The organism is Bacterioplanoides sp. (assembly GCF_965226395.1).
Classification (GTDB): Bacteria; Pseudomonadota; Gammaproteobacteria; order Pseudomonadales; family Oceanobacteraceae; genus Bacterioplanoides.
Genome location: NZ_OZ245358.1, coordinates 3307533 through 3331374 on the forward strand (window position 1 = coordinate 3307533; position 23842 = coordinate 3331374).

Consider the following 23842-nt stretch of genomic DNA (forward strand, 5'->3'; position numbering starts at 1 on the left):
TTTTAAATTTGAGTGCGTAACCACAGCCCGGGCGGCGTGCTCATTCCTCGGTCCTGATGAATCACTTTTCCTTCACGATCCAGCACGTAATAACTGGGATAGCCAGTGATATTAAAGCGCTGACGGATATCCGGGTTACCCAGTAATACCTCCTGGTTAAAGCCAATATCATCAATAAAGCGGCTGACATCAGCGGTTTGTTCGTAATCCAGTGCAATGGCAATAATACGAATATTCGGGTTGTCGGGCAGGGTATTTAACCCCGGCATACTCAGGCGACAAACGCTGCACCAGGGAGCAAAAAAATAGATCAGGGTTTTATCGTGAGCGGCGGGCCAGTTGAGTGATGAGTGATTCCCCTGCAAGGTTGGCAGAGTCAGGTTCGGGATATGAGTGCCGTCTTGTAACAGATGGCGATTTAACCACTGACTCAGACCAATAAACACCAACACAACCACTAAAAGTTCAAACAAGTGGTTGCGCCAGCGTCTGTTTGTTTGCGATGACAAATCCGCTTCAGATGGCTTTTGAGAATCGTCGTCTTTCTTGGTTGGGTTGCTCATGCTGTTTCAGGTAGCTGTCGAACGCCATGCAGGCATTGCGAACCAGCAAACGTCCTTTTTCGGTGATGCGAATTTCGACATCATCAACCACCACAAGTTCATCGGCAATCATCGGCTGTAATTCCGTAAGGCTATCGGCCAGATAATCGCGACTGTTGATATGAAAGTTGCGATCCAGTTCGGCAAATTGCACGTTCAGATGACACAGTAACTCAGCAATGATGTAACGACGGATCCGGTCATCGTGGGTCACATGACGATACTTTAACGTCGGTAACGTGTTGTTGGTTAAACAATGTTCGTAGGCGTCTACCGTGACCTGATTCTGCAGATAATAGTCACCAATCTGGCTGATGGAGGAAACGCCAAAGCCAATCAGGTCACAATTGCCATGGGTGGTGTAGCCCTGAAAGTTGCGGTGTAATTCGCCATTGGCCTGAGCTTTCGCCAGCTCGTCGTCGGGTTTGGCAAAGTGATCCATCCCCACATAATGGTAATCAGCACCGGACAGTTTTTCGATGCAGTGACCGAGAATCGCCAGTTTTTCCTGAGCCGAAGGCAGGTCATCACCATTAATCCGGCGTTGTGGCTTAAAGCGCTCTGGCAGGTGAGCGTAATTAAACACCGATAAGCGATCCGGGCTGAGTTCAATAATGGTATCCAGTGTGCGGTCAAAGCTTTCCAGTGTCTGGTGTGGCAGACCATAAATCAGATCCATATTAATCGAGCCGTAACCCAGTTCCCGGGCTTCTTTCATCACCGCACGAATCATGCTCTCTGGTTGTACCCGGTTAACGGCAATCTGAACCTGCTCTTCCAGATCCTGTACGCCAAAGCTGATGCGGTTAAAACCATGCTGGCGCAGCATTTTTAGTGTTCCGGGGCGTAATTCCCGAGGATCAATTTCAATTGAATAGTCAGCGCTGGCGGCATCGCTGAAATCAAAGTGTTGCTGTAAAAATTCAATCAGATCCTGCAGTTGTTCATCGGATAAAAACGTTGGTGTACCACCGCCAAAATGTAATTGCTCAACCCGGCGGCTACTACCGAGCAGCTGCTTCTTGGTCAGAATTTCATTTTTTAACAGTTCAAGATAAGGCTCCGCCTGCTCGCGGCGCTTGGTCACAATTTTGTTGCAGCCGCAGTAGTAACAGACGTGTGCGCAAAACGGTATATGGATATACAGAGACAGCGGTGTTTCCGGATCGCGATTAGCAAAGGCTTCGCGCTCAAAACTGTCGCCGCTTACCGGTAAAAACTCAACGGCGGTTGGATAAGAGGTATAGCGTGGCCCCGGGCGGTTATAACGCTGGATTAACAGGGGGTCCCATTGAAGATGTTCACTCATAACAATTCTGATTCTGCTGCAACTGAGGGAGATAAAGCTCTGACGGCTTGTTACGCAGCAGTGTAGGTGAGTGAGCGTGTCGCACCTTGTTCCATATCAAGATGTCAGATAGTTCAGAATAGAGGCCTGCTCAAAGGGCCTGGATACAGGTTTTATAATGTTTTACGTTTTTCCTGATGGTGAATGGTCTCAGCCAAAAATGGCTTAAAATGCGGTATTTTAGAGAGGGTTCAGGGTTTTTCGAGAAAAATAGTCAATTTTTTGCTGCAGTGGTCGATAACTTTCTTGCTTTTGTTAGAAAACGGTCGTTTGATGACAAAACGTAAAGGCAGTTACAATATTGGGTAGTTCGGTATCTGTCTGTACCTAACTGTGACAAAGGTAAGGATAAGGGTAGGGAAAATGCCAAAAAAACCGTTCACATCCGAAGAAATCATCGCCCAGCGTCAGCGTATTATGGATAGCGCTTCCAGTGTGATGGCTGAGGTGGGATTCCATCATTTGTCCATGCGTAAGCTGGCCTCTCAGCTGGGTATGACAGCCAGTAATATTTACAACTACTTTCCCAATAAAGAGTCGTTATTCCTGAATACCCGCCGACGTGGTTTTGAGTTGGCATTTCTGGATATTAATGAGCAGCTGCGCCGTGGCATTTCTCCGGATAAGGGCGTGTATCAATTCGCTATGGATCTGATTCAGTTTGCTCAGCGCTTCCCCGGTTACTATCAGTTAATGTTTCAACCGCCACGCCTGACACTGGAAGAATCCGATGCCGCCGATCAGGAAGTAAAATACCATCTTGAACGTCTGGTCGATGAGTGGCAGCAACACGCGTCGACCTTGTTGGTGGATGCATTGCCCGGCTTGGTGGATTGCCCGGAGCCACAACAAAAACAAATGACATTGTATTTTGTTGCCTCAATTCACGGCTTGATTGATTCCTATCGCTATAAGTCCTTATCCAATCTGATTGCCGGAGTCGAGCTGATTCCGCAGGATATGATTCGCAGCCATATCAGCTGGTTGTTGGTGTCGCTGGAGAAGGCGCTGGAGGAGTATCAGCAGGCCGCTTCTCAAGCGAATTGATTTGGTAGGTAGAAAACGACTTGCTGTAGAAGGCAACGCTATTGTGGTGTTTTGCCTTCCAGCTGGTAAACAAACGCCAGTATTTCGGCAATCACCTGATACATATTTTCCGGAATTTCATCCCCAAGTTCCAGTTGGCTGAGCCAGCGCATTAACGACGCATTTTCATACACGGGCACTTCATGCTGCAGCGCCAGATTGATAATGGCCTGTGCCAGTTCATCTTCACCTTTAGCGCTGACTTTAGGGGCGGATACCCCGTCATAACTGAGCGCTAAGGCTTCGCTGGCTTGAAACAGCGATTCCGGAATACCTGCCGTTTGATCCTTGTTTTTCATATGAGTTTTCTTATTCATCGATAGCAGACCGTACGTTAGCTGGGTAGTTAACTGTGAATGTCCACCAGATTGCCATGAATCTGGTTACGTTGACGTTCGGGTAGCTGGCCGTGACGCGCATTTAAGGTTTCCACTTCCACACCAAACTGGCTGAGCTTGCTGCGCAGCGGAGCCAGGTGCTGTTGCAACAGTGCCAGAGTGGACGCTTGTGTTGACCAGAAGGTCGCCGACAGTGATGGTATTCGCATATTTACCTCGACATCCAGCGGTCCTAATTGCGCCAGGTCAAAATGCAGATGAACCCGCCACTGGATTTTTTTCTGCTTGCCATTGGCATCCGTGCTGTCGTCTGTGTCTTTAAATAATTGCGCCCGGACGTCGTTCAGTTGCTGATCCTGACGCACTAACAACGGCAAAGACAATTGCCATTGGTCGTTACTTTGTTGCAGGCGTTGCAGTTGTTCTGACTCAATATTCGCCAGTGCTCCCTGTAGCAAACGAAAGCCTTCCGGCAGCCGTTCCTGCAACGTGCTGCTCAGTTGTGATGAGAGCTGTGACGACAGTTGTTGTGTCGCTTGTGTTTCACCGCTGCCTGCGCGTTGGGCGTTAATCTGATTGAGCCAGAGTTGCAGGCTTTTACTTAATACCGCTTTAAGATCACTGGATTGCAGTTGATTCAGCTGTTCCGATAACGCTGATAAAGCGTTATTAGTTTGGCTGTTCAGTTGAGTGGTCTCGCGGCTGCTATTTAGACTGGCAACGGCTTTGCTTAATGAATTTTCGAGCTGAGATTTGGTGTCTGCCAAAATCTGGCTGATGCTGCGGCCTTCATTGCTACCTTTGGTCGTGTCACTTTGGTTGCTGCTGGTCGTAGCGCTTGAACTGGCTGCTTGCCACAGGCTTCTAAATACGTTGGCATTGGCTGCAGAAGGTGCTTCCGTGTTCAGCGGGTTGGCACTCACCTGATTGGCACTAGAGCTCACTTGATTAGCGATGCTCGTTAGCAGGCTAACCAGTTTGGCCTCAAAATTCAGGCCAGAGTTATGAATCTGCTGTTTCGCTCCGGCCGATTGGTTGGCAGAGGTTAATTGTGTCAGATACTGATTCAGCGTGTGTTTAACCGAGTCTGGTGTTTCCGGGTTGCTCAGCGCTTTCTGCGCTAGGGCTGCCAGTTGCAGGTTGGTAATCGGATTATTCGGGAGCTGGCTGCTGATGCCTGTGCCAGTGCCAGAAACTTGAGGCGCCGCACTGTAGGTTCTTGCGCTGGCGCTATAGGTAGTGAGTGCCGAAGTTTGAGCCTGAGGTCGCAGTGTCGCCAGTGGCAATGTTTGCGCCAGCCATTGTCGGACTTCACCGGGCGAGGGTTTATTGGCTGTAAGCGGGTTTGTGTTGGAGTCTGAAGTATTTGTTTGACCTTGAGCGTTTGCCTGCAGCTGCTGAGCAAGTTGCTTTAACGCGGCTTCAATATTTGTTGGCTTGCCACTGGCTAGGGTGGGCTGCAGGGCGGTGCTATTAATCGCCAATACCTTAATCTGCTGAATACTTTCCGGAGAATTATCATCCGCTGCCTGAATCAATAATTGCAGTGTCAGCTGGCTGCCTTTGCTCAGAGGCTGCTCACTACTGAGCTGCAGCTGACGTCCTTCAACGGAGACTGTGATCAGGCTTTGTCCGCTTTTGTCGGGATGTTTCTGTGAAGAGATGACTTCCGCCTGAATAATATGTGATCGTTGCTCAGCCGTGGGCGAACCGGGGCTCAGACGGGCCGATTTCAGTGTCTTGGCAGAGATTAATGGCAGGCTGCTGTTGGCAGCTCCGGTTACTGTTTCAGGCATATTTTTGACATCGGCCAAGGTTTACTCATCTTTACCCATGTTAGTTTGTGCGCCTTCGTCCTTAAAGGATGAATTTGTATATAATGCGCCGGTTTTATCCGCAAGGGTGTGTATGTTACCCGGATAAAATCTTGTTTTCAGATGTAAGGGGTCATTATGACCGCCGTAACAGGCACTATCAGTATTGATTTGCAGGCACGCCAGTTGTATTGCGAGCGCGACGATCGGGTGCTGTTTGAACATCTGGATCTGCAGTTACAGGCCGGTGAGCTGTTGCAGCTGGTTGGCCCGAACGGTGCGGGTAAAACCACGCTGTTGCGTTTGTTAGCCGGTTTAAATCGTGATTACGACGGCGAGCTGTTGTGGCAGGGCCAGAACCTGCTGGATGTCTACGCAGATTATGCTCGGCAACGCCTTTATATGGGCCATTTATCCGCCGTTAAAAAAGCCCTGACCCCAATCGAAAACCTGCGCTGGTTAACGTCAGCCTGGAGCGTCAGCGAAGACGATCTCTGGCGTGCCCTCGACGAAGTACAGCTGTTTGGTTATGAAGAAACTCCCTGTATGCAATTATCGGCCGGACAACAACGCCGTGTAGGCCTGGCGCGTCTGGCGTTGGCTGAGCAAGGTACCGGCCCGGCACCGTTATGGATTCTGGATGAACCCTTTACCGCACTCGATAAAGCCGGTGTCAGCTGGCTGGAAAACCGTTTGCAGCAGCATGTAGAAAGCCAGGGCAGTGTGGTGATTACCTCGCACCATGCCCTGGAAAACATTGCTGCATTGCGCCAGCTGGAATTGGGGAGAATTTAGCTCATGAAAAGCAGGTGGCTGCAATGAGTCTGGTGCTGGCAACGGTAAAACGCGACTTCTTACTGGCGGCGCGTAACCCTGGCGAATGGCTTAATCCGCTGATGTTCTTTTTGATGGTGGCGGCGTTATTTCCACTGGCGGTTGATCCAGACCCCAAATTTCTCAGTAAAATTGCCGGTGGAGTGATCTGGGTGGCGGCATTGCTGGCTACGTTGTTATCGCTGGATGCGTTATTTAAAGCCGATGTCGAAGATGGCTCGCTGGAACAATGGTTGGCATCGGGCGAATCGCTATATGCCATGGCGTTAGGCAAAGCCTTAGTACACTGGTGTATCAGTGGTTTGCCGCTCACTATGATGTCGCCGGTGCTGGCGTTGATGCTGAATATGCCGGATGAAGCCTATGGCGCGCTGATACTCAGCCTGGCGGTTGGCACTCCGGTGTTAAGTTTATTGGGTGCCGTGGGTGCTGCGCTGACGGCTGGTGTACGCAGCGGTGGTTTGTTGCTGAGTTTGTTGATTCTGCCCTTGTATATCCCGGTATTAATTTTTGCCGCCAGTGCCGTGTACAGCGCGGGTATTGGTATGGATTACAATGGGCAACTGGGTTTTTTAGGTGCCATTCTGGCATTAGCTATGTGCCTGACACCGTTTGCGGTTGCCGCTGCACTCAAACTGAATTTGTCGCGCTAGGGCCTGTTAAAAGATCCTGGCGCCATAACATTATAAGTACCGGATTAGTCGATTATGTGGGATTGGATAGTACGTTTGTATCACCGTTTGGGATCACCCAAATGGTTTTATGAAATTACCGGCAAGTGGATTCCCTGGTTAGTTGGTCTGTCAGCCATTGCTGGTGTGGTTGGGTTGGTCTGGGGATTGGCTTATGCCCCGGCGGATTACCAGCAGGGTAATAGCTTCCGTATTATTTATATCCATGTACCAGCGGCGATTCTGGCACAAAGCGCTTATATGATGATGGCCGTTGCCGGTGCGGTATTTTTAATCTGGCGCATGAAAATGGCGGCCTGGGTGGCGAAAACCATCGCCCCGATTGGTGCCAGCTTTTGTTTAATTGCGCTGTTAACCGGTGCCATCTGGGGTAAGCCTACATGGGGTACCTGGTGGGTCTGGGATGCGCGTTTAACTTCCATGTTACTGCTGCTGTTTTTGTATTTTGGCGTGATGGCGATTCAACAGGCGATGGAATCCGAAGACAGTGGTCATAAAGCGGCGTCTATTTTGGCTTTAGTGGGACTGGTGAATATCCCGATTATCAAATACTCGGTTGAGTGGTGGAACACCTTACATCAGCCCGCCACGCTTAAACTGACAGAAAAACCCAGCATGGCGACCGAAATGCTGATTCCGCTACTGATTATGATTGTGGCCACCTATGCGTTTTTTGCGCTGTTGGTGATCCTGCGTACCCGTAATGAAATCCTGCTGCACGAACGTAAGCGCAAGTGGGTAAAACAGATTCTGGAGTCCTGATGCAGTTCGACAGTATGACCGAATTTTTTGCTATGGGCGGCCACGGCTTTTATGTCTGGCTCGCTTATGGCCTGAGCAGCGCAATAATTCTACTAAATATCTTGCTGCCTGTTATCCGCCGCCGTCGCTTGATTAAAGAACAGGCTCAGCGTTTACGCCGTGAACGCAAGAGCCAGGAGAGAGAAGATGCACCCTCAGCGTAAAAAACGATTAACCCTGATTATCTTTATGGTGCTGGGCCTGGGCACGGCCGTAGGCCTACTGATGTATTCCCTGAGTCAGAATATCAATTTGTTTATGACCCCCACTCAGATCGCCAATGGTGAAGCGCCGGTAGGCCGTACCATGCGTGCCGGAGGCCTGGTGGTGGATGGTTCGGTTGAGCGCGACACCGAAGGTTTAGGTGTGCTGTTTAAAGTGACCGACGGCGCTGCTGAAGTGCCGATTTATTACGAAGGTATCCTGCCGGATTTATTCCGCGAAGGGCAGGGCATTGTGGCTCTGGGCCAGCTGGACAATAAGGGTGTTTTTCAGGCGTCTGAAGTGTTGGCAAAACACGACGAAAACTATATGCCACCCGAAGTAAAAGACGCGTTGGAAAAAGCCCACGCGGACGGTGTACAAGCTATCGATGCGGCGCGGGAGTAAAGCATGACTGAGTTTCAAGCAATGGTGCCGGAATTAGGTCAGCTGGCGCTGATTATGGCGTTAGTGATGGCCGCGTTTCAGGTGGTGGTGCCGTTGGTCGGTGTTGCCGCCCGACGTGACTGGTTAATGGCCTATGCTCGCCCGTTGGCAACTGCGCAGGCGTTGTTTCTGGTGATCAGCCTGATCGCTCTGACCTACAGTTTTGTGATTGACGACTTCTCGGTTGCCTATGTGGCCTCCAACTCCAACACTGCCTTGCCAACTCCGTACAAAATCAGTGCGGTATGGGGCGCTCACGAAGGTTCATTACTGCTGTGGGTGGCGATGCTGGGTTGTTGGGGCGTGGCGGTGGCCTGGTTCAGCCAGTCATTACCGCTAATCATGGTGGCTCGGGTGCTGTCCATTATGGGCATGGTATCTGTGGGCTTTATCTTATTTACCGTAGAAACCTCTAATCCGTTTGAGCGGGTACTGCCGTCTCCGCCACGAGAGGGGGGCGACTTAAACCCGTTATTGCAGGACTTTGGTCTGATCGTTCACCCGCCTACGCTGTACATGGGTTATGTCGGGCTATCGGTGGTGTTTGCTTTTGCACTGGCGGCACTGATGGGTGGCCGTTTGGATGCCGCTTGGGCACGTTGGTCGCGTCCGTGGACGGTGGCTGCCTGGATCTTCCTGACGTTAGGTATTGCACTGGGCAGCTGGTGGGCGTACTACGAGCTTGGCTGGGGTGGCTGGTGGTTCTGGGACCCGGTTGAAAACGCCTCATTAATGCCCTGGCTGGTAGCAACCGCATTAATTCACTCGCTGGCGGTCACCGAAAAACGCGGCTTATTTAAAAGCTGGACGGTATTACTGGCGATTTTTGCCTTCTCATTAAGTTTGTTGGGTACCTTCCTGGTGCGCTCAGGCGTATTAACCTCGGTACATGCGTTTGCCTCAGACCCGGAGCGGGGGGTATTTATTCTGGCCTTGCTCGGCATCTGCGTCGGCGGCTCTTTATTGCTGTACGCCCTGAAAGCACCAACGGTGGCTTCTGTTGGCCGTTATGAATGGGTTTCGCGTGAAAGCGCCTTGTTGGCCAACAATCTGGTGCTGCTGGTGTCAGCATTTGCGATTTTGCTGGGTACCTTATATCCGCTGATTATCGACTTTATGGGTATGGGCAAAATCTCGGTAGGCGCTGCCTGGTTTAACACCATGTTTGTACCTCTGTCGGTGTTATTAAGTTTCCTGGTTGGTTTAGGAGCTATGTCACGTTGGAAAGCCGACGCTGTTGAACGCCTCAGTAAAGAATTGCTGGCTGCGTTTGTGGTGGCTGTGCTGCTGGCCTTTGCTACACCGCTGTTGATGGGTAATGACATGAACTGGCAGGTGGTGATGGGTATGTTTGTGGCGATCTGGGTGATTGCAGCAAGCTTATGGGATGTGTGGCAGAAGTCCCGTGGTCAGGTTGCCCGTATTCCGAAACTGGGCCTCAGTTATTTAGGCATGATAATCGCTCATATTGGTGTTGGGGTTAGTGTTATTGGTGTCACTTTGGTGGCGAATTACAGCATCGAAAAGTCGGTGCGCCTGGCACCGGGTGAGAGTGCTGAATTCGGTGGTTATCGCTTCGAGTTTGTTGAAAGTGGTCAGATTCAGGGGCCAAACTACACCTCGCAGGCCACCCGTTTCCATGTGTATGACGGTGATGATCTGATTGAAGTGATGACACCAGAAAAACGCCGTTATACCGCGCGTGGTACGGTGATGACCGAAGCAGAAATCGACGTGAATTTGTGGCGCGATGTGTATGTTTCCATGGGTGAACCATTACAGAATGGCGCCTGGGGTATGCGCCTGCAGGTAAAACCGTTTATGCGCTGGGTATGGCTGGGTTCTCTCTTTATGTCGCTGGGTGGTTTGTTAGCCATGCTGGATAAACGTTACAGAAGCAAAAATAGCCGCCGTAAAGAAAACCGTAGTAAAGAAAACCTAAGCAAAACGGCACAGGATCCTGCTCAACCACAGGAGCAAACCGTATGAATCGCGCGTTATTATTTATTCCCCTGGCGATATTTTTCGCCATGGGAGTGCTGTTTTGGATCGGCCTGGGCAAAGAAAATAAAGACGTATTGCCGTCGCCATTAATTGGTAAGTCGTTCCCGGAATTTGCTACCAAGGCACTGGAAAGTGGGGCTGAAATTTCGGCCACCAGTCTTGATGGTCAGCCGATGCTGGTGAATGTTTGGGCGACCTGGTGTCCAACCTGTAAAGCCGAGCACGAATTTTTAAATACCCTCGCCAGTGAAGGCATTCGTATTATTGGCATCAACTATAAAGACGATGACTTTAAAGCCAAGCAATGGCTCAGTGCCTATGGCAATCCGTATGAGTTTAATGTGTCTGACCCGGATGGCAAGCTGGGGTTAGACCTCGGTGTGTATGGCGCACCGGAGACGTTTTTAGTCGATAGTCAGGGCATTATTCGCGCCAAACATGTGGGTGATTTAAACCCACGCGTCTGGGAAAAATTAAAACCCCAGTTTGATGCGATGCAATAACCGGAGAAACGCTGATGAATTCTGTTTTTTTACGTTGGTCGTTTTTCCTGCTGCTGTCCGGCTTTTCTGCGATGAGCCTGGCAGTTATTGAAGGTCATAAATACCCGTTTGATAACCAACGAGATACCGAGCGCTTTAATCAACTGGCTGAAGATTTACGCTGCCCGAAATGTCAGAACCAGAACCTGGCCGATTCCAATGCTCCGGTTGCGCGGGATATGCGCGATAAAGTGTATGAGCTGATGCAACAGGGCAAAAGCGACGATGAAGTAGTGGGCTATATGGTTGATCGTTACGGCGATTTTGTGCGCTACAACCCGCCAATGCGTACCAATACCTTTTTATTGTGGTTTGGTCCGCTGATTATTTTTGCTCTGGGTCTGGTGTTGCTGGTGATGGTGCGCCGTGGTGGTAATAAAAAACAGATGACGCCGTTAACCGACGCTGAAAAACAACGACTGGCACAGTTAAAAAAAGAAGGTGCTGATTCATGATCTGGGCAATTATTCTGCTGTTATTGCCATTACTGGCATTATTAATTAAGCCGGTATTTTATAAAACAGACACCCATGTGGTGAGCCAGAGTGAAGAGAATCTGCGCTTATATCAGGAGCGTTGTCAGGAATTAACGCAAGCGGATTTAGACGACGAAACCCGTGCTGGATTGCAGCTGGAACTGGATCGTGAATTCCTTGCCAGCGATGCTCAGGAACAGGATTCGGCAGTAAAAGAAAATGCCGCCAATCGTTGGGTGTTATCGCTGTCATTATTTGTTGCTGCACTGGCTGCGACGTTTCTGTTGTATCAGAACTGGGGCGCGGGCAATGAATTACGGGCAACCGAATTATTAAGCAAAAGTGCCCAGGCACAACTCAGCGTGCCTGAGCAACAGGAATTGCTGGAACGCTTAGCCATGGCATCGGATAAATTTCCGAATGAAATTGAATGGCGTTTTTTACGTGCCCGATTGCTGAACGCAGAGGGCGATTTTAAACAAGCTGCTGATGTATTTGCCGATATTCTGGTGACACTACCACAAGAAGCCAAAGTGGATCGTGCGACCACCATGACGATGCTGGCCCAGGCGCGCTTCTTTGCCGCCGATCAGCAAGCGGATGAAAGCAACTACCAGCTGATTAAAGACGCATTGGCACTGATGCCGGATAACCGTCAGGCGATGGGTCTGGCCGGTATTTTTGCTTTTGAGCTGAATAAATATCAGGCGGCGATTGATCACTGGCGTGTGCTGTGGGCAGGCTTACCGGCGGGGCAAGAAGCGGCGTATCTGGAGCAGGGCATTCGCCGTGCGGCGGATAAATTGGCAGAGCAGGGTGAAAGCGTTGACCTGAGTTTCCTTAAGCGTGCTGAAATTAAGGTGCTGGTTGAATTATCGGCTGAGGCAAAAGCGTCGGTTCAGCCTCAGGATGCAGTATTTGTATTGGCAAAAGCCGTGACTGGCCCGCCAATGCCATTAGCGGCGCAGAAGTTGACGGTAGCGGATTTGCCTCAAGTAGTTACCTTATCCGATGCGCAAGCCATGATGGCGGGCATGAACTTATCGTCTCATGCTCAGGTTACCGTGGTGGCGCGAGTGTCGAAATCCGGCCAGCCGGTGGCTCAAGCCGGGGACTGGCAGATAGAGCAAACCCCGGTGAGCAATCAGGAGCCGGAAGTGATTAAGCTGGTGATCAGTCAGCGTGTTGATAGTGACCAGTGAAATTTGATTTATGATCTTTGAAATTCTTCGTTCTGCCTTTCTGAATCGTAAAAACAAAAAAAATCCGGCGTTTCGTCCGCTGGATTTTTTTGCCACGACCAAACGCCGCTTTCGCGTGGGGCTACGTGATATCGACTTTAATATGCACATTAATAACGCCCGTTATATGGTGTTTATGGAGCGTGGTCGTTGGGATCACCCGGTGCAAACTGCCAGCTGGGATAGCTTTCTGGCTAATAAACTCAACTTTATTGTTGCCGGTATTGAGATGGGTTATATCCGCGAAATCCGGTTATTTAAAACCTTTGAGGTTGAAACCCGCTATGTAGGTTGGGATGAAAAATATTTTTATCTGGAACAGCGCTTTGTGGCGGATGGCAAAATCCACGCGTACGGTCTGGTAAAAGCCGTGTTGTTACAGCAGGGGAAACTCGCTTCTCCAGCCTCAGTTGTGACCCTGCTGGGCATCAAAGATGCACCACCGGAGTTGCCAGAGCATATCGATTACTGGAAAAAGATGTCGGTTGCCAAGCGTGCTTATTCGGATAATCCTGACCTGAATAGCGCTAAAAAGGACAGCGCTCTGGAAGACAAGGCGCTGATCGATAATCAGGCTGCTAAAAAGAGCGCCTGATTTTTTTGAATTAACGACGCGCCACTTTGATGCTGGCATAAACATTCAGTACCACCAGGCAACAAAATACGAGCTGTAGCCCACCGATGGCTTGTTGTAATAATGCCGCGATAAAAAACAGCGTAAAAAACGGCTGCAATAATTGCAGCTGGCTGGTGCGGGCAACACTTCCAGACGCCAGTGCCTGATACCAGAATTTAAATCCCCATAGCTGACTGATTAACGCCAGATACACTAATGCCAGTAATGAAGGCAAAGCGACTGGGCGGGTTAACTGTTGTGCCTGTTCGCCCCAGCTAATTCCCCAGAACAATGCGGATACTGGCAGGTAAAGCACCAACGTCCAGCAGATGGTTTGCCACCCGGCATCCGGCTGATTAATCAGTTTGGTTGCTTTGGCCCCGGCACTGTAACCAATGCCTCCCATCAACAAGGTAGCCAACAACAGCCATGAATCCTGAACGCTGAAGCTGGGTAATTCCCCGAGGCTAAGCACCACGTACAAAGCCAGTAATAAAAAGCCGGTCGCCGCCAATAACCAGAAGGGCGCGGTGTGACGTTCGTGATGAATCCAGGCGGCCAACAGTGACGTGGTGAGCGGCAACCCGGCTAATACCACGCCCATATCGGCAGCGGGAACCTGGGTCAAGCTGAGGCTTAATAAATACGGAAAGCCGAGTACCACACCCGCGCCAGCCACTAACAGCCAGGGTAGCGCGTTATTGGCTGGCCACTTCCATCCTTGTTTCAGAATCACCAGCCAGGCCAGCACACCCGCCAATAAACCACGAGTGGCGGCAATAAACTCGGCTGAAAAATTGGCCAGTGCCAGTTGAGTCATCGGCACGGTTAACGAAAATAACACCACTGCGGCCAGACCTTGTATAAAAGGGCCCTTAGTAAGAGATCCCTGAATAAAAGATGCTGATGCCGTGTTATGGCTGGTTCGGGGCGATAGCTCAGTCCCGCTCATGTCGATTACCTCGTTGGAAAAATATTGTCTGAGGCCATGAATTCTGAGGTTTTCTGCTGTATGGCAGTAGCAGCACAATTTGGATTTCCAGGGAGTACAGTTGGCGGGTGGGAGGTAACTGTGCTGGTTAAAACGGTGGTGATTTGTTCTGTAGCTGTACAGTAGGTCGTAAGGTTAGCAGCACAAAATGGACTCTTTTGCGGCATTAAGAGAAGCGGTAGAATCGCGCATCGACTGATTAATTACTATGAGCACCTAATGAGCTATTCCCTGAGTCATAAAGATCACCAAGCCACTCTCAAGCTATCTAATAACAAACGTTATGATTTGTTCCTGAAAAAAACCGCTCAGTTCGGTGAAATCTGGAGCCTGGCCAATGACGAAGGCTGGGTCACCATCAGCTCAGAAGAAGGCGAAAACTGCTTGCCGGTCTGGCCACACCCTGATTACGCCAAAGAGTGGTGTAACGGCGAATGGAGCGACTGCGAGCCTAAAGCGGTTGCTCTGGATGTTTGGCTGGAGCGCTGGACGCCCGGCTTAGAGCAGGATGAAACTCTGTTGGTGGTTTTCCCGAATCTGAAAGAAGAAGCGCTGCTGGTTGACCCGTATGAGCTGGATGAAGGATTAAGGGCTGCGTTGCAGGACATGTGATTTTTGCCGCTATGCCCAAGGTTTAAACTTGGGCATGGTGGTGCATTGTTTAAGAATTAATGCCTGGCACATTTAGCACGGTACCAGCGCCCTGGCATTCCCAATGGCTGATAATAAGCCGTTAATTATTTCGGTAGATATTTTGGCTTTATTAAAAACGATATCGCATAAAATAGCGAAAATAATCAGTAAATAGGCAAGAAACCCTAAGCCTGTATAAGTACCATACAGTATCGTATAGAGCCAATTCTGCTCAAATAAATAGAAATAAGAGCAAGCTGTCGTAGAAATGAATAGTAACGAACTTGGCAAAAATAAATGATTTATGGCTCTTGGTTTAAAGAATGAAGCTAAGAAAAAGAGAATAAAAACCAGAGAATTTGTACCAAGGAAAATTCTTACATCAAGCGTAAGATTGTGCATAACCTCCATGTACTTTGTTTGAGTAAATTGAACCAAATTGCTTTTTGCTTCTTCGACAGACTCTATTCGCGAGAGTAGAGACTGAGTAAGTCTTTCTTCCCATTTCTGCCTGCATTCACAGTCCAGGTTGCGTGTTTTAGCTATATTTTCAGCGATAATAGCAGGTGCATCGCTCTTCAATTGTTGCTTGTAATATTCTAATTTCTTCTCTGCTTCCGAACGAAGTGCAGTAGCTCGTTCTCCGAGTATTCTTTCTAGAGAAGAACTTTTAGGGAGATTGACAGAGTCTATTTTATCAAAGACTTCTTGCTTTACTCGCCATTCGATAAATGACCGTCCTGACTTTTCGACTAACTGAGGGTCAGCAAATGTAAATAGGAATAATGGTAGAAATAGTAGAATACCAAGAATTCCAAAACCTCTTAATATGTGCGTTTTCAATTCACTTCCTTAGAAAAAAAATTCCTTTACAGAGAATCGTGTCTATTCACGATCTCGGATAGGGTGTGCTGACTATCTTATTACTACATATAAATTTTAATGTTTAAGCTATCACCGTAGCGGAATGCGAACAAGCACGAAAAACTATACTGCCAGAATACATAAAAGCACTTAGTATGTGTACAGTTTTATGAATTAATTATTATGTTATAAAGTAACATAGTGAAGTCGTCATACTTAAAATTAACCGACCGTATCATTTTGATAAGTTAATTATTATTGAGAAAATTCGTAAAATTAATAATTTTATAATTTAATTGTCGGCTTAAGAAATAATATTAAAGCTGTCATTTATGCCGAAGTAATTCAGATATCCATGACAAATTAAGCAAATAGCTTGTTCTTAATACCTCCAGATCCTCTTACATGATATAAAGCGCGTCGTAATTAAATACTGATATAAACCTGGCTATTAATAAATGGATTAATATATGCGTCACGAAAAATTAACTAATCGGTTAAAATCTGCAGTAGCGGTTATTACCGGTTTGGGTATTAGCTTTTCCAGCTCAGCCTTCACCCAATATGGTGTTGGTGGTACCTTGCCAATGGGCCATGAATGGCTGACACGTACCTCCGCTCTGGATATCCTTGAAGCAGAGCACATTATCGAAGCCGATCCTCTCGACCCTCGTATAACCTGGACAAACGGATTGGCAAAAAACATCGATCTATCCAATGCTCAGGACGAAGTTTCTCGCATTAAAAACCGCCTCAATAACAACACAACTTACGAACCACGGTATGAAGGTGTCTATGCCGCTATCATTGGTGAGCGCTGGGTGGATACCGCAGGATTCAACGTCGCGACATCAACAGTGGGGCAGGTGAATTGTTTTAATGCGGTTGCTCAAGAACCGGCGGATGTTCAGCAAGATCACTTTATGCGTCGTTATGATGACATCGGCGGCCAAGGTGGTGTGGATGCAGCCAAACGAGGGCAAGAGCGTTTTATTAATCACTTCGTAAATGCTGCAATGGCAAATGAAAAAAGCATGAAAGCCTGGGACGGTGGTGGTTATTCTGCTTTGTATAAAGTAGATCATAACTATTTTCTGTTTGGCCGTGCCGTTCATCTTTTTCAGGACTCGTTTAGCCCGGAACATACAGTTCGTTTAGCTGAAGACAATTACGAAAAAGTGCGTCAGGTAAAAGCTTTCCTTTGTTCTGAAGGTGCCGAACAACATACTCACGAAACCACTGCAGCTCTTGATTTTTCGAGTGGCGACGTTGTCTGGAAAGAAAACACGCGATTGGATTCCGGCTGGTCTACTTATAAAGTCAGCAGTATGAAACCAGTTGCGCTGGTTGCATTGGAAGCCAGTAAAGATTTGTGGGCGGCCTTCATTCGTTCTATGGCTACGCCCTATGATCAGCGTCGTGCAATTGCATTGGCTGAAGCACAAACTCTGGTTAATAACTGGTTATCATTCGATGAACAGGAAATGCTGAGTTGGTACGATGAAGAAGATCATCGCGATCATACTTATGTTTTAGCGCCACAAGAAACTGGTAAAGGCATGAGTCTGTTTGATTGCATGGTTGGCTTAGGTATTGAATCCGGTAGCCAGCAAGAGCGTGTTCAACAGTTAGAACAAGATCGCCGTATGTGCTTGTACAACATCGAGGCAGCGGATGGTTTTGCTGATTTGAATGATCCTTATATGCAGATTCCATTTAACTGGGCATGGGCTTCCAGCGAGTGGCAAACACCACCGGCCGATTGGACGATTCCACAGTTAACCGCAGATACTGGCGAGCAAGTTACCTTAATAAATGTACTGAGTGGTGACCCGGTTGTGACAGATGAAGGCTTGGTTAATAACGCTTCTCTGTATTCTAAATCTGGTGATGCTGTTGAATTTATTATCGCAGGCGATAAATCTGAGGGCGCTTATTTTCGTGCTCGCCACAATGCCGATCTGTTCCTGAGCTTCGCTTACAGCGGTCGAAGCAAACTTTATAACTCAGCAGATCAGGCTGCTTATAAGGTTCAGTCAGTTGGTAACTTATGGACGCTGGAAAATACCTACTGGAACGACTTTTTGTGGTATTCAAGCAGGAATGACCGTTTGTACTTAACCGGTACTGGCGATGCGGAAAAGCAGCATTCTCAGTGGATTATTAACGAAGTTGCTCGTTAAGTTCAAATTAACAGCCTCTCTTAATTTTTCAGTAACAAGCCTTATGGTTTGTTACTGAAAGCCTCTTAGTTTGGGTTAACACTGTTGGTGACCTGTATGAGCTGGGTGAAGGATTCAGGGTGGCGTTGCAGGATGTGTAAGTTTTTCACTATGCCCAAGTGTTAAAGTTTGGGCATGGGGGAGGTTGGTAACTTTTTGCGCCAGAGATAAAGGTGACAGCTTTACCAAGTTCGTATGCTTTGATTTGCTAGGTGCTTTTCTTGTTGTAAATGATGTTACCATCTATATCGTAGACATCTTCATACGGTAGCAAAGCAGACACGAAGTCAGAAAATGATGTGGCGACAGTAAGGCTATTATTATCATCGGTTTCAATTACTACGACACTAGGGCTTTTAGATGAAGCACTATAATCTAATGCTAACCATGTATGTCCGTCACCTTCGATAGCGATGCAGTAATCTGGAACTCCCCACTCCCAACCTGAATTTGCAGAGTCATAAATAGAATAATCCGCATTAGGGTCAACTTTGGCAATATCACCAGTAACATAGAAATCTTCGCCGAAATAATATTGTATGCATTGACTGTTACTTGGTGGAAGTTTAAATGTCGAGCCATGCTCTACTTCTTGAAGTGAGATATACTCTTTAGGTAAATTAAATCCGTACTTTTCTTTAAAGTAATTGAAAGCCTCATCAGTGGAATATACACGGTAATTTTTGACCTCGTACAGATCACCGCATTCAGGGCAAACGAAATACGCAGTACCGTCAATTATTTCAGGACTTTCAAGTTCTTTTCTACAACATTTCATTTTATTATCCGCGCACCTAATATTTTAATTGTGCGGCCTTGCGAGGTTGAGTGAATTCTTCGAAAATTAGGGGCAATAACCGCCATCAATCTGAAACCTTCCTTAGCAAGATCATTCCTTTCCAGAGAATCGTGAGTACACGCGATTCAAATAGTGGTTCGCTGATTACCTCATAAACCACATATATTTTAGTGTTTAAACTATCACTATGATTCAAAGCATACAATTGCTAGCTCAACCACCGCGCTGAATATCCCGGTAAAAGTTCTCATGAGAGCCAAGCGCAATTAACTCCAGCACCAGCTCGCCATCATCAAAGCTATAACCCAGCAAGGTCAGCTGTTTAACCATTTTAAATTTATAGACGCGCAAAAAACTCAGATTTCCTTTCTTCTGCTCACCCAGAGTGGGATCGGCCAGCAACTCTCTGACGGCTGCATCAAGATCCTGCTTTTGATTTGGCTTAAGTTTTTTGACGGCTTTTTTAAACGTTGGGGTCTGTAAAACGGTTTTGACCTTGCCTTTATTAGGCTTAGCCAAAATCGTATTCCTCAAGTTTTCCGGCTTCTTTTTCGGCTTGAGCAATAATGGCCTGTTTCACAAATTCATACGGCAGGTCCGGGTTATCTTCCATCATTTCGCCAATTTTGGCCCAGTGCTCAATTTGTTTTGGAGGCGTTCGGTTTAACGCCTTCGCCATGATTGTTGCCTTATCAATAAGGTCTTGATCGAGTCTGACACTTGAAGTCGCCATGATGTAATGCCTTTTCTGTTGTTTGTGGCAATTTACCACAAATGTAGCTTTTTAATACAGGTTGTTGTTTATGATATGTCAACTGTACTGCCCCTGAATATAAAAACTGTACTTAGTATCAGTACAGTTTTACGGCTAAGATAACACCGTGTTTTCCCGCTGATGCCAATGAGCCCCCATGTTACAACGCCAGGCCGAACAGCCGCTGTACTTACAATTAGCCGACCATATTGCCGATGATATTCGCGAGGGTATTTATGCCAGCGGTTCTAAGGTGCCGAGTGTGCGTAAGCTGGCGCAGCAGCACGGTGTCAGCATTTCGACAGTAACGCAGGCCTACGCCTGGTTGGAAGATCAGGGCTGGATCAGTGCTCGACCGCAGTCAGGCTATTACGTGCGTTCGGATATCGCGCCGGATAGCGATGAGCGCCCGCCGCTGTCATTAGGTGATGAACCCAGAGACGTGACTAAGGGTGAGTTTATTAATCAGATGCTGACGCGTATTAATCGCCCGGCAACGGTGAACCTGGGCGCGGCCATTCCGCATATCAGTTGGTTGCCGCAGCGGGCATTACAGACTCATATTCAGAAAGTCAGTCGTTTTCAGACGGCAGATGTACTCAACTATACTTTCTCTCCCGGGGTCGAGGAGTTGCGCTCACATATTGCGGTGCGGATGCGTGATGTTGGGGTGCGTTGTTTAAGCGACGATATTGTTGTTACCCATGGTTGTGCCGAAGCATTAACGCTATGCCTGCGTTCTGTGACTCAGCCCGGTGATCTGGTGGCGGTGGAGTCGCCTTGTTATTACGGCTTTCTGCAAATTGCCAAAATGCTGAACCTGAAGGTGATTGAGATCCCCACCGATCCACAAACCGGTATCAGTATTGATGCGTTAAAACTGGCGTTGCAGCAGTGGCCGATTAAAGCGATTGAAGTGAGTAGCCGTTATTCCAACCCGACCGGCTGCAGTATTCCCGCAGAAAACCAGCAGCAGTTAGTGGCATTGGCGCAGCAATATGAAATGCCGGTGATTGAAGATGATATTTATGGCGATATCAGCTTCCCAACCTTGCGTGGCCAGAAGCAGGCGGTGAATTCGGTATTAAAAACTTATGATAAAGATGGTTGGGTGCTGTATTGCTCATCGTTTTCTAAAACCGTGGCTGCCGGTTTACGAGTGGGTTGGTGTATTCCCGGGCGTTGGAAAAACAAGGTTATCCAGAACCAGACGTTTACTACGTTTTCGGCGTCCAGCTTGTCGCAATATGCGTTGTTATCCTATTTGCAGAACGGCCATTACGATCGTCATTTGCGTCAGTTCCGCACTCAGGCGGCCACCAATATGCAGCGCTTTATTCAGGCGGTGCGCGACTATTTTCCGCCAGGCACCAAAATTAATGAACCGGCCGGTGGGTTTATTTTGTGGGTGGCGTTACCGCAGGGAGTGGATGCCATGGCGTTGCATTATGACGCCTTACAAGCGTCGATTGTGGTAACGCCGGGGGATTTATTTTCCAATACTGAGCACTTTTCAAACTTTATTCGTTTAAGTGCTGCGGTTCCCTGGAATGAGCAAACGGAGCAGGCATTAAAAACCTTAGGCGCTTTGGCTGAAAAGCAGTTGCTTGGCTCTTAACGGTATTTAACTTTCTCTTGAAGTCGGTTTTAACAAAAAAAGCCCAACTGGATTGTACTCCAGTCGGGCGCTTTGCATTGTGCGGCAATAGAGCTGCGAATTAGTTATTCGCGTGCAGCTCGTTGTTCAACTCAATCGCAGTTTTGTTGGTCACACACTGCAGAGCACCGGTGATGGAATCGCGACGGAACAGCAGGTCAGATTTACCGGCCAGATCACGTGCTTTAACGGTTTCAACCACGGCTTTGTTGTCGTCCAGTACCTGAATCTTGCTGCCCGCAGTGATGTACAAGCCAGCTTCCACGGTGCAACGGTCGCCCAGAGGAATACCGATACCAGCGTTAGCGCCCAGCAGGCACTTCTCGCCAACGGAAATGATGATGTTGCCGCCGCCAGACAGGGTGCCCATGGTGGAACAACCACCACCCAGGTCAGAACCGTCACCAACCACAACACCGGCAGAGATACGGCCTTCAATCATAGAAACGCCCATGGTACCGGCATTAAAGTTCACGAAACCTTCGTGCATGATGGTGGTGCCTTCACCGATGTAAGCACCTAAGCGAACACGTGCGGTGTGTGCGATACGAACGCCGCTTGGTACCACGTAGTCGGTCATGCGTGGGAATTTATCAACGCTGTTAACCGACAGCAGTTCGCCGTTCAGTCGTGCCTGTAATTGCGCTTCTGGCAGTTCCGCCAGATCAATTGCACCCAGGTTGGTCCAGGCAACGTTTGGCAGCAGGCCGAACATACCAGACAGATCAACGCCGTGTGGCTTAACCAGACGGTGCGATAACAGGTGCAGCTTCAGATACACTTCTGGCGTAGTGGAAGATTGCTCGTCGGTTTCCAGAATGGTCACAACCACTGGCTTCTGGCTTTCAGTGCAGGCACGTGCCAGTGCTGCTTGTGCCGCATCAGCTGCTTCAATCGCGTCTGCGAATGCGCTCAGTTCACCACCGTCGGCTTCGATTGCCTGATTGCCACCTTCGTAGCCCAGTGTTTCTTTAGCGGCAGCAACCAGCTCAGCAGCCGGGTTTAACAGAGGTTGCTGGTAGAAAACTTCTAACCACTCGCCTTTGCTGTTTTTAGTACCAACGCCGATGGCCAGGGCAAATGTGCTCATTGGATATCCTCAAATATAAATAGATGTGTCGTGTTAATTCGTTTCTTCGCAGGTCAGTTGCTTAACTGAACAGCTGCTGATATTCGTCGGCTTTAAAGCCCAGTATTTTGGCAGAGCCAGTATCCAGTAACGGGCGCTTGATGATGGACTGGTTTTCCAGCATCACTGCGCGCGCACTGTCGCGGTTAATATTGTCTTTGATGTCGTCTGGCAGTTTACGCCAGGTGGTGCCGCGCTTATTGATCAGAGCCTCGAAGCCTAATTCATCCAGCCAGCTGTCCAGCTGAGCTTCGCTTAAACCGTCTTTTTTGTAGTCATGGAACTGATAATCAACCCCGTTTTCTTCCAGCCACTTACGGGCTTTCTTGATGGTGTCGCAGTTATTAATGCCATACATGGTGATCAAGGCGTATATCCTCTAAAACAATGCGGATTTCTGTGTGCAAAACGGGCGCTATGGTAGCAGAAGTGGGGGAGGGTGTTTAGAGGTTGTCGGGGGCTGAAACAGGTTTGATTCGGTTTTGGCATGCTGTTTATGGCAGAGTGAGCTTGTTATAGTGACTTTACTATCATTATCAAGGATGAAATCAGATGAATTGCTTCTCAATTGCGCTACTAAGCCTGTCGTCGTTGCTGTTTGGCTGCGGGTCAGATTCGGATTCAGACCCGGATAATCAAATGACTGTTGATACACAAGTCGTCGTGAGTGGGCTATTACCACTGCCGGGTCGAGGGAATGGTCAGTCGTTCAGGGTGATAAAAACTCAGGCTGAAATTGACGAAGTACTGGCTTCTGTATCCACACAAAGCAACCATTCATTCAATTTTGCAAACTCCACTTATGTTCTTTACCTGCGTGGAGAGAACGATATAAGCCCTTGCACCGCGAAAATAAATTATAAAGGTGTAAATGGTTATGTATCTGATGATGGGTCTTTGGTTGTAAGTCCTCGTTTACAGCAGGAGTGCCCGAATACCGACCCTGATGTTGCCTGTAATGCAATTTTTATCGCTGAGTATCCGTATTATTTGATCGAGTTAAATGCAAAATCCGAATCAATAGTATTTAAGGAAGAAAAGCTCAAAAGCTGTGGTTAGTGCAATGCACTCAAATCTTACTGATGTATAACAACAAAATAATCAGTGTCACGGCGCTGGGTGCTAATAACGTATTCATATAATGGGTGCCTTATTGTGAATATGTAATGGTTTTATCAGTGCTGGCAGGCTGTTTATATCGAATTTAGCTTGCTTATATAGATTGGAGGTGGCTATTCAATAAGAACAATCAAAAGATTTAATAGGGGTTATCGGTAAAATTTATTGCCCAGATAGTTCTTTTTTTGTGGTTGTTGGTATAGCTGTTTTGACTGGTTATAAAAATTAATAAGCCTTGAAGAAAATTTCAATTTCTCAGGATGTTGGTGTTTGAGTTTAATTAATAAGCACACACAACATAAAGAGGAAGTTCTATGAAAACTTCAATTAAAAAATCCGTTATTAAATCGGTTTCTGTTTTTGTATCTACTGCAGTATTAAGTCTGGCTGCTATTGCTGAGCCCGCTAATAAGCAACAGCTGTCGTTTAACAAAGCAGAAGTTTCCCGCAGTGCCGTTGTTAACGGCGTTCAGCCAACGACGGGGTTTGGTAAATATGTCTTTAACCGGGTTGAGCGTAAAAGCATTCCGGCTGTTGGTGGCCGGGTAGTTGCCAGCCATAAAGGTTCGTTGCGAGCGGATCGTAACATATAAAATCAATAAATAGCCCCTGATAACTCCATTACTTGTACT

At 47.9% G+C, this 23842-nt stretch carries 27 protein-coding genes; 16 read left to right on the forward strand and 11 right to left on the reverse strand.

The window, feature by feature from the left end; translation table 11 throughout:
* Positions 1-2: 2 nt before the first annotated feature.
* Both ACO05E_RS15075 and hemN read right to left on the reverse strand, forming a co-directional pair.
* Positions 3-563, reverse strand: a complete 561-nt coding sequence (locus ACO05E_RS15075; protein WP_419810321.1) for a TlpA family protein disulfide reductase — start codon at positions 561-563, stop codon at positions 3-5.
* A complete protein-coding gene (gene hemN / locus ACO05E_RS15080; protein WP_419810322.1) occupies positions 517-1911 on the reverse strand; it encodes an oxygen-independent coproporphyrinogen III oxidase in 1395 nt (464 codons plus the stop codon). The genes ACO05E_RS15075 and hemN overlap by 47 nt, the downstream gene beginning before the upstream one ends.
* A 402-nt stretch (positions 1912-2313) precedes the next feature.
* Between hemN and ACO05E_RS15085 the strand changes: the two genes are divergently transcribed.
* The gene (locus tag ACO05E_RS15085) at positions 2314-2997 is read left to right on the forward strand and encodes a TetR/AcrR family transcriptional regulator (protein WP_419810323.1); all 684 of its coding nucleotides are present in this window, start codon (positions 2314-2316) and stop codon (positions 2995-2997) included.
* 38 nt (positions 2998-3035) lie between these two features.
* Here ACO05E_RS15085 and ACO05E_RS15090 read toward each other — a convergent pair whose 3' ends face one another.
* Entirely contained in the window at positions 3036-3335 is a 300-nt protein-coding gene (locus tag ACO05E_RS15090) for an EscU/YscU/HrcU family type III secretion system export apparatus switch protein (protein ID WP_419810324.1), read from the reverse strand.
* Between the two features lie 47 nt (positions 3336-3382).
* Positions 3383-5170 carry a flagellar hook-length control protein FliK gene (locus ACO05E_RS15095; RefSeq protein WP_419810325.1) on the reverse strand — a complete coding sequence of 596 codons (1788 nt, stop codon included), beginning with the start codon at positions 5168-5170 and terminating at the stop codon, positions 3383-3385.
* A gap of 156 nt (positions 5171-5326) precedes the next feature.
* Between ACO05E_RS15095 and ccmA the strand changes: the two genes are divergently transcribed.
* Genes ccmA through ACO05E_RS15145 form a run of 10 tightly spaced genes read left to right on the forward strand, consistent with a single transcriptional unit; the run spans position 5327 to position 13021 of the window.
* A complete protein-coding gene (gene ccmA / locus ACO05E_RS15100; RefSeq protein ID WP_419810326.1) occupies positions 5327-5983 on the forward strand; it encodes a cytochrome c biogenesis heme-transporting ATPase CcmA in 657 nt (218 codons plus the stop codon).
* A gap of 23 nt (positions 5984-6006) precedes the next feature.
* Positions 6007-6675, forward strand: coding sequence for a heme exporter protein CcmB (gene ccmB / locus ACO05E_RS15105; protein WP_419810327.1), 669 nt, complete (start codon positions 6007-6009; stop codon positions 6673-6675).
* Positions 6676-6729: 54 nt separating this feature from the next.
* Positions 6730-7476 (forward strand): heme ABC transporter permease, encoded by a 747-nt coding sequence (locus tag ACO05E_RS15110; protein ID WP_419810328.1) that lies wholly within the window; start codon positions 6730-6732, stop codon positions 7474-7476.
* Positions 7476-7679, forward strand: coding sequence for a heme exporter protein CcmD (gene ccmD / locus ACO05E_RS15115; RefSeq protein WP_419810329.1), 204 nt, complete (start codon positions 7476-7478; stop codon positions 7677-7679). The genes ACO05E_RS15110 and ccmD overlap by 1 nt, the downstream gene beginning before the upstream one ends.
* Positions 7663-8124, forward strand: coding sequence for a cytochrome c maturation protein CcmE (gene ccmE / locus ACO05E_RS15120; RefSeq protein WP_419810330.1), 462 nt, complete (start codon positions 7663-7665; stop codon positions 8122-8124). Before ccmD ends, ccmE begins: the two co-directional genes overlap by 17 nt.
* Before the next feature lie 21 nt (positions 8125-8145).
* Positions 8146-10152: a heme lyase CcmF/NrfE family subunit gene (locus ACO05E_RS15125; protein ID WP_419813628.1), complete on the forward strand. Its 2007-nt coding sequence runs from the start codon at positions 8146-8148 to the stop codon at positions 10150-10152.
* Positions 10149-10670 carry a DsbE family thiol:disulfide interchange protein gene (locus ACO05E_RS15130; RefSeq protein ID WP_419810331.1) on the forward strand — a complete coding sequence of 174 codons (522 nt, stop codon included), beginning with the start codon at positions 10149-10151 and terminating at the stop codon, positions 10668-10670. The genes ACO05E_RS15125 and ACO05E_RS15130 overlap by 4 nt, the downstream gene beginning before the upstream one ends.
* A 14-nt stretch (positions 10671-10684) precedes the next feature.
* Positions 10685-11164: a cytochrome c-type biogenesis protein gene (locus tag ACO05E_RS15135; RefSeq protein WP_419810332.1), complete on the forward strand. Its 480-nt coding sequence runs from the start codon at positions 10685-10687 to the stop codon at positions 11162-11164.
* Entirely contained in the window at positions 11161-12387 is a 1227-nt protein-coding gene (ccmI, locus tag ACO05E_RS15140) for a c-type cytochrome biogenesis protein CcmI (protein WP_419810333.1), read from the forward strand. Before ACO05E_RS15135 ends, ccmI begins: the two co-directional genes overlap by 4 nt.
* A 10-nt stretch (positions 12388-12397) precedes the next feature.
* The gene (locus ACO05E_RS15145) at positions 12398-13021 is read left to right on the forward strand and encodes an acyl-CoA thioesterase (RefSeq protein WP_419810334.1); all 624 of its coding nucleotides are present in this window, start codon (positions 12398-12400) and stop codon (positions 13019-13021) included.
* Positions 13022-13031: 10 nt separating this feature from the next.
* Here ACO05E_RS15145 and ACO05E_RS15150 read toward each other — a convergent pair whose 3' ends face one another.
* Positions 13032-13994, reverse strand: a complete 963-nt coding sequence (locus ACO05E_RS15150) for a DMT family transporter (protein ID WP_419810335.1) — start codon at positions 13992-13994, stop codon at positions 13032-13034.
* A 258-nt stretch (positions 13995-14252) separates the two neighbouring features.
* On the opposite strand from ACO05E_RS15150, the gene ACO05E_RS15155 reads away from it, so the two are divergent.
* A complete protein-coding gene (locus ACO05E_RS15155; protein ID WP_419810336.1) occupies positions 14253-14645 on the forward strand; it encodes a DUF2750 domain-containing protein in 393 nt (130 codons plus the stop codon).
* 72 nt (positions 14646-14717) lie between these two features.
* Here the strand turns inward: ACO05E_RS15155 and ACO05E_RS15160 are convergent, their stop codons facing one another.
* Positions 14718-15509 (reverse strand): hypothetical protein, encoded by a 792-nt coding sequence (locus ACO05E_RS15160; RefSeq protein ID WP_419810337.1) that lies wholly within the window; start codon positions 15507-15509, stop codon positions 14718-14720.
* Between the two features lie 491 nt (positions 15510-16000).
* On the opposite strand from ACO05E_RS15160, the gene ACO05E_RS15165 reads away from it, so the two are divergent.
* Positions 16001-17713, forward strand: coding sequence for a hypothetical protein (locus tag ACO05E_RS15165; RefSeq protein ID WP_419810338.1), 1713 nt, complete (start codon positions 16001-16003; stop codon positions 17711-17713).
* 247 nt (positions 17714-17960) lie between these two features.
* Here the strand turns inward: ACO05E_RS15165 and ACO05E_RS15170 are convergent, their stop codons facing one another.
* The 3 genes from ACO05E_RS15170 to ACO05E_RS15180 all read right to left on the reverse strand — a co-directional run bounded on the left by ACO05E_RS15170 (position 17961) and on the right by ACO05E_RS15180 (position 19284).
* Positions 17961-18530 (reverse strand): SMI1/KNR4 family protein, encoded by a 570-nt coding sequence (locus ACO05E_RS15170; protein WP_419810339.1) that lies wholly within the window; start codon positions 18528-18530, stop codon positions 17961-17963.
* Between the two features lie 234 nt (positions 18531-18764).
* On the reverse strand, positions 18765-19070 hold the full coding sequence (locus tag ACO05E_RS15175; RefSeq protein WP_419810340.1) for a type II toxin-antitoxin system RelE/ParE family toxin: 306 nt from the start codon (positions 19068-19070) through the stop codon (positions 18765-18767).
* Complete coding sequence (locus ACO05E_RS15180; protein ID WP_419810341.1) at positions 19063-19284, reverse strand: TA system antitoxin ParD family protein; 222 nt, start codon at positions 19282-19284, stop codon at positions 19063-19065. The genes ACO05E_RS15175 and ACO05E_RS15180 overlap by 8 nt, the downstream gene beginning before the upstream one ends.
* A gap of 178 nt (positions 19285-19462) precedes the next feature.
* Between ACO05E_RS15180 and ACO05E_RS15185 the strand changes: the two genes are divergently transcribed.
* A complete protein-coding gene (locus ACO05E_RS15185; RefSeq protein ID WP_419810342.1) occupies positions 19463-20923 on the forward strand; it encodes a PLP-dependent aminotransferase family protein in 1461 nt (486 codons plus the stop codon).
* 100 nt (positions 20924-21023) lie between these two features.
* On the opposite strand, the gene dapD is transcribed toward ACO05E_RS15185, so the two are convergent.
* Positions 21024-22052, reverse strand: coding sequence for a 2,3,4,5-tetrahydropyridine-2,6-dicarboxylate N-succinyltransferase (gene dapD, locus ACO05E_RS15190; RefSeq protein ID WP_419810343.1), 1029 nt, complete (start codon positions 22050-22052; stop codon positions 21024-21026).
* Between the two features lie 61 nt (positions 22053-22113).
* Positions 22114-22449 (reverse strand): ArsC family reductase, encoded by a 336-nt coding sequence (locus ACO05E_RS15195; RefSeq protein WP_419813629.1) that lies wholly within the window; start codon positions 22447-22449, stop codon positions 22114-22116.
* Between the two features lie 281 nt (positions 22450-22730).
* On the opposite strand from ACO05E_RS15195, the gene ACO05E_RS15200 reads away from it, so the two are divergent.
* Complete coding sequence (locus ACO05E_RS15200; protein ID WP_419810344.1) at positions 22731-23150, forward strand: hypothetical protein; 420 nt, start codon at positions 22731-22733, stop codon at positions 23148-23150.
* A 374-nt stretch (positions 23151-23524) separates the two neighbouring features.
* Positions 23525-23803 carry a hypothetical protein gene (locus ACO05E_RS15205; RefSeq protein WP_419810345.1) on the forward strand — a complete coding sequence of 93 codons (279 nt, stop codon included), beginning with the start codon at positions 23525-23527 and terminating at the stop codon, positions 23801-23803.
* Positions 23804-23842: the final 39 nt, after the last annotated feature.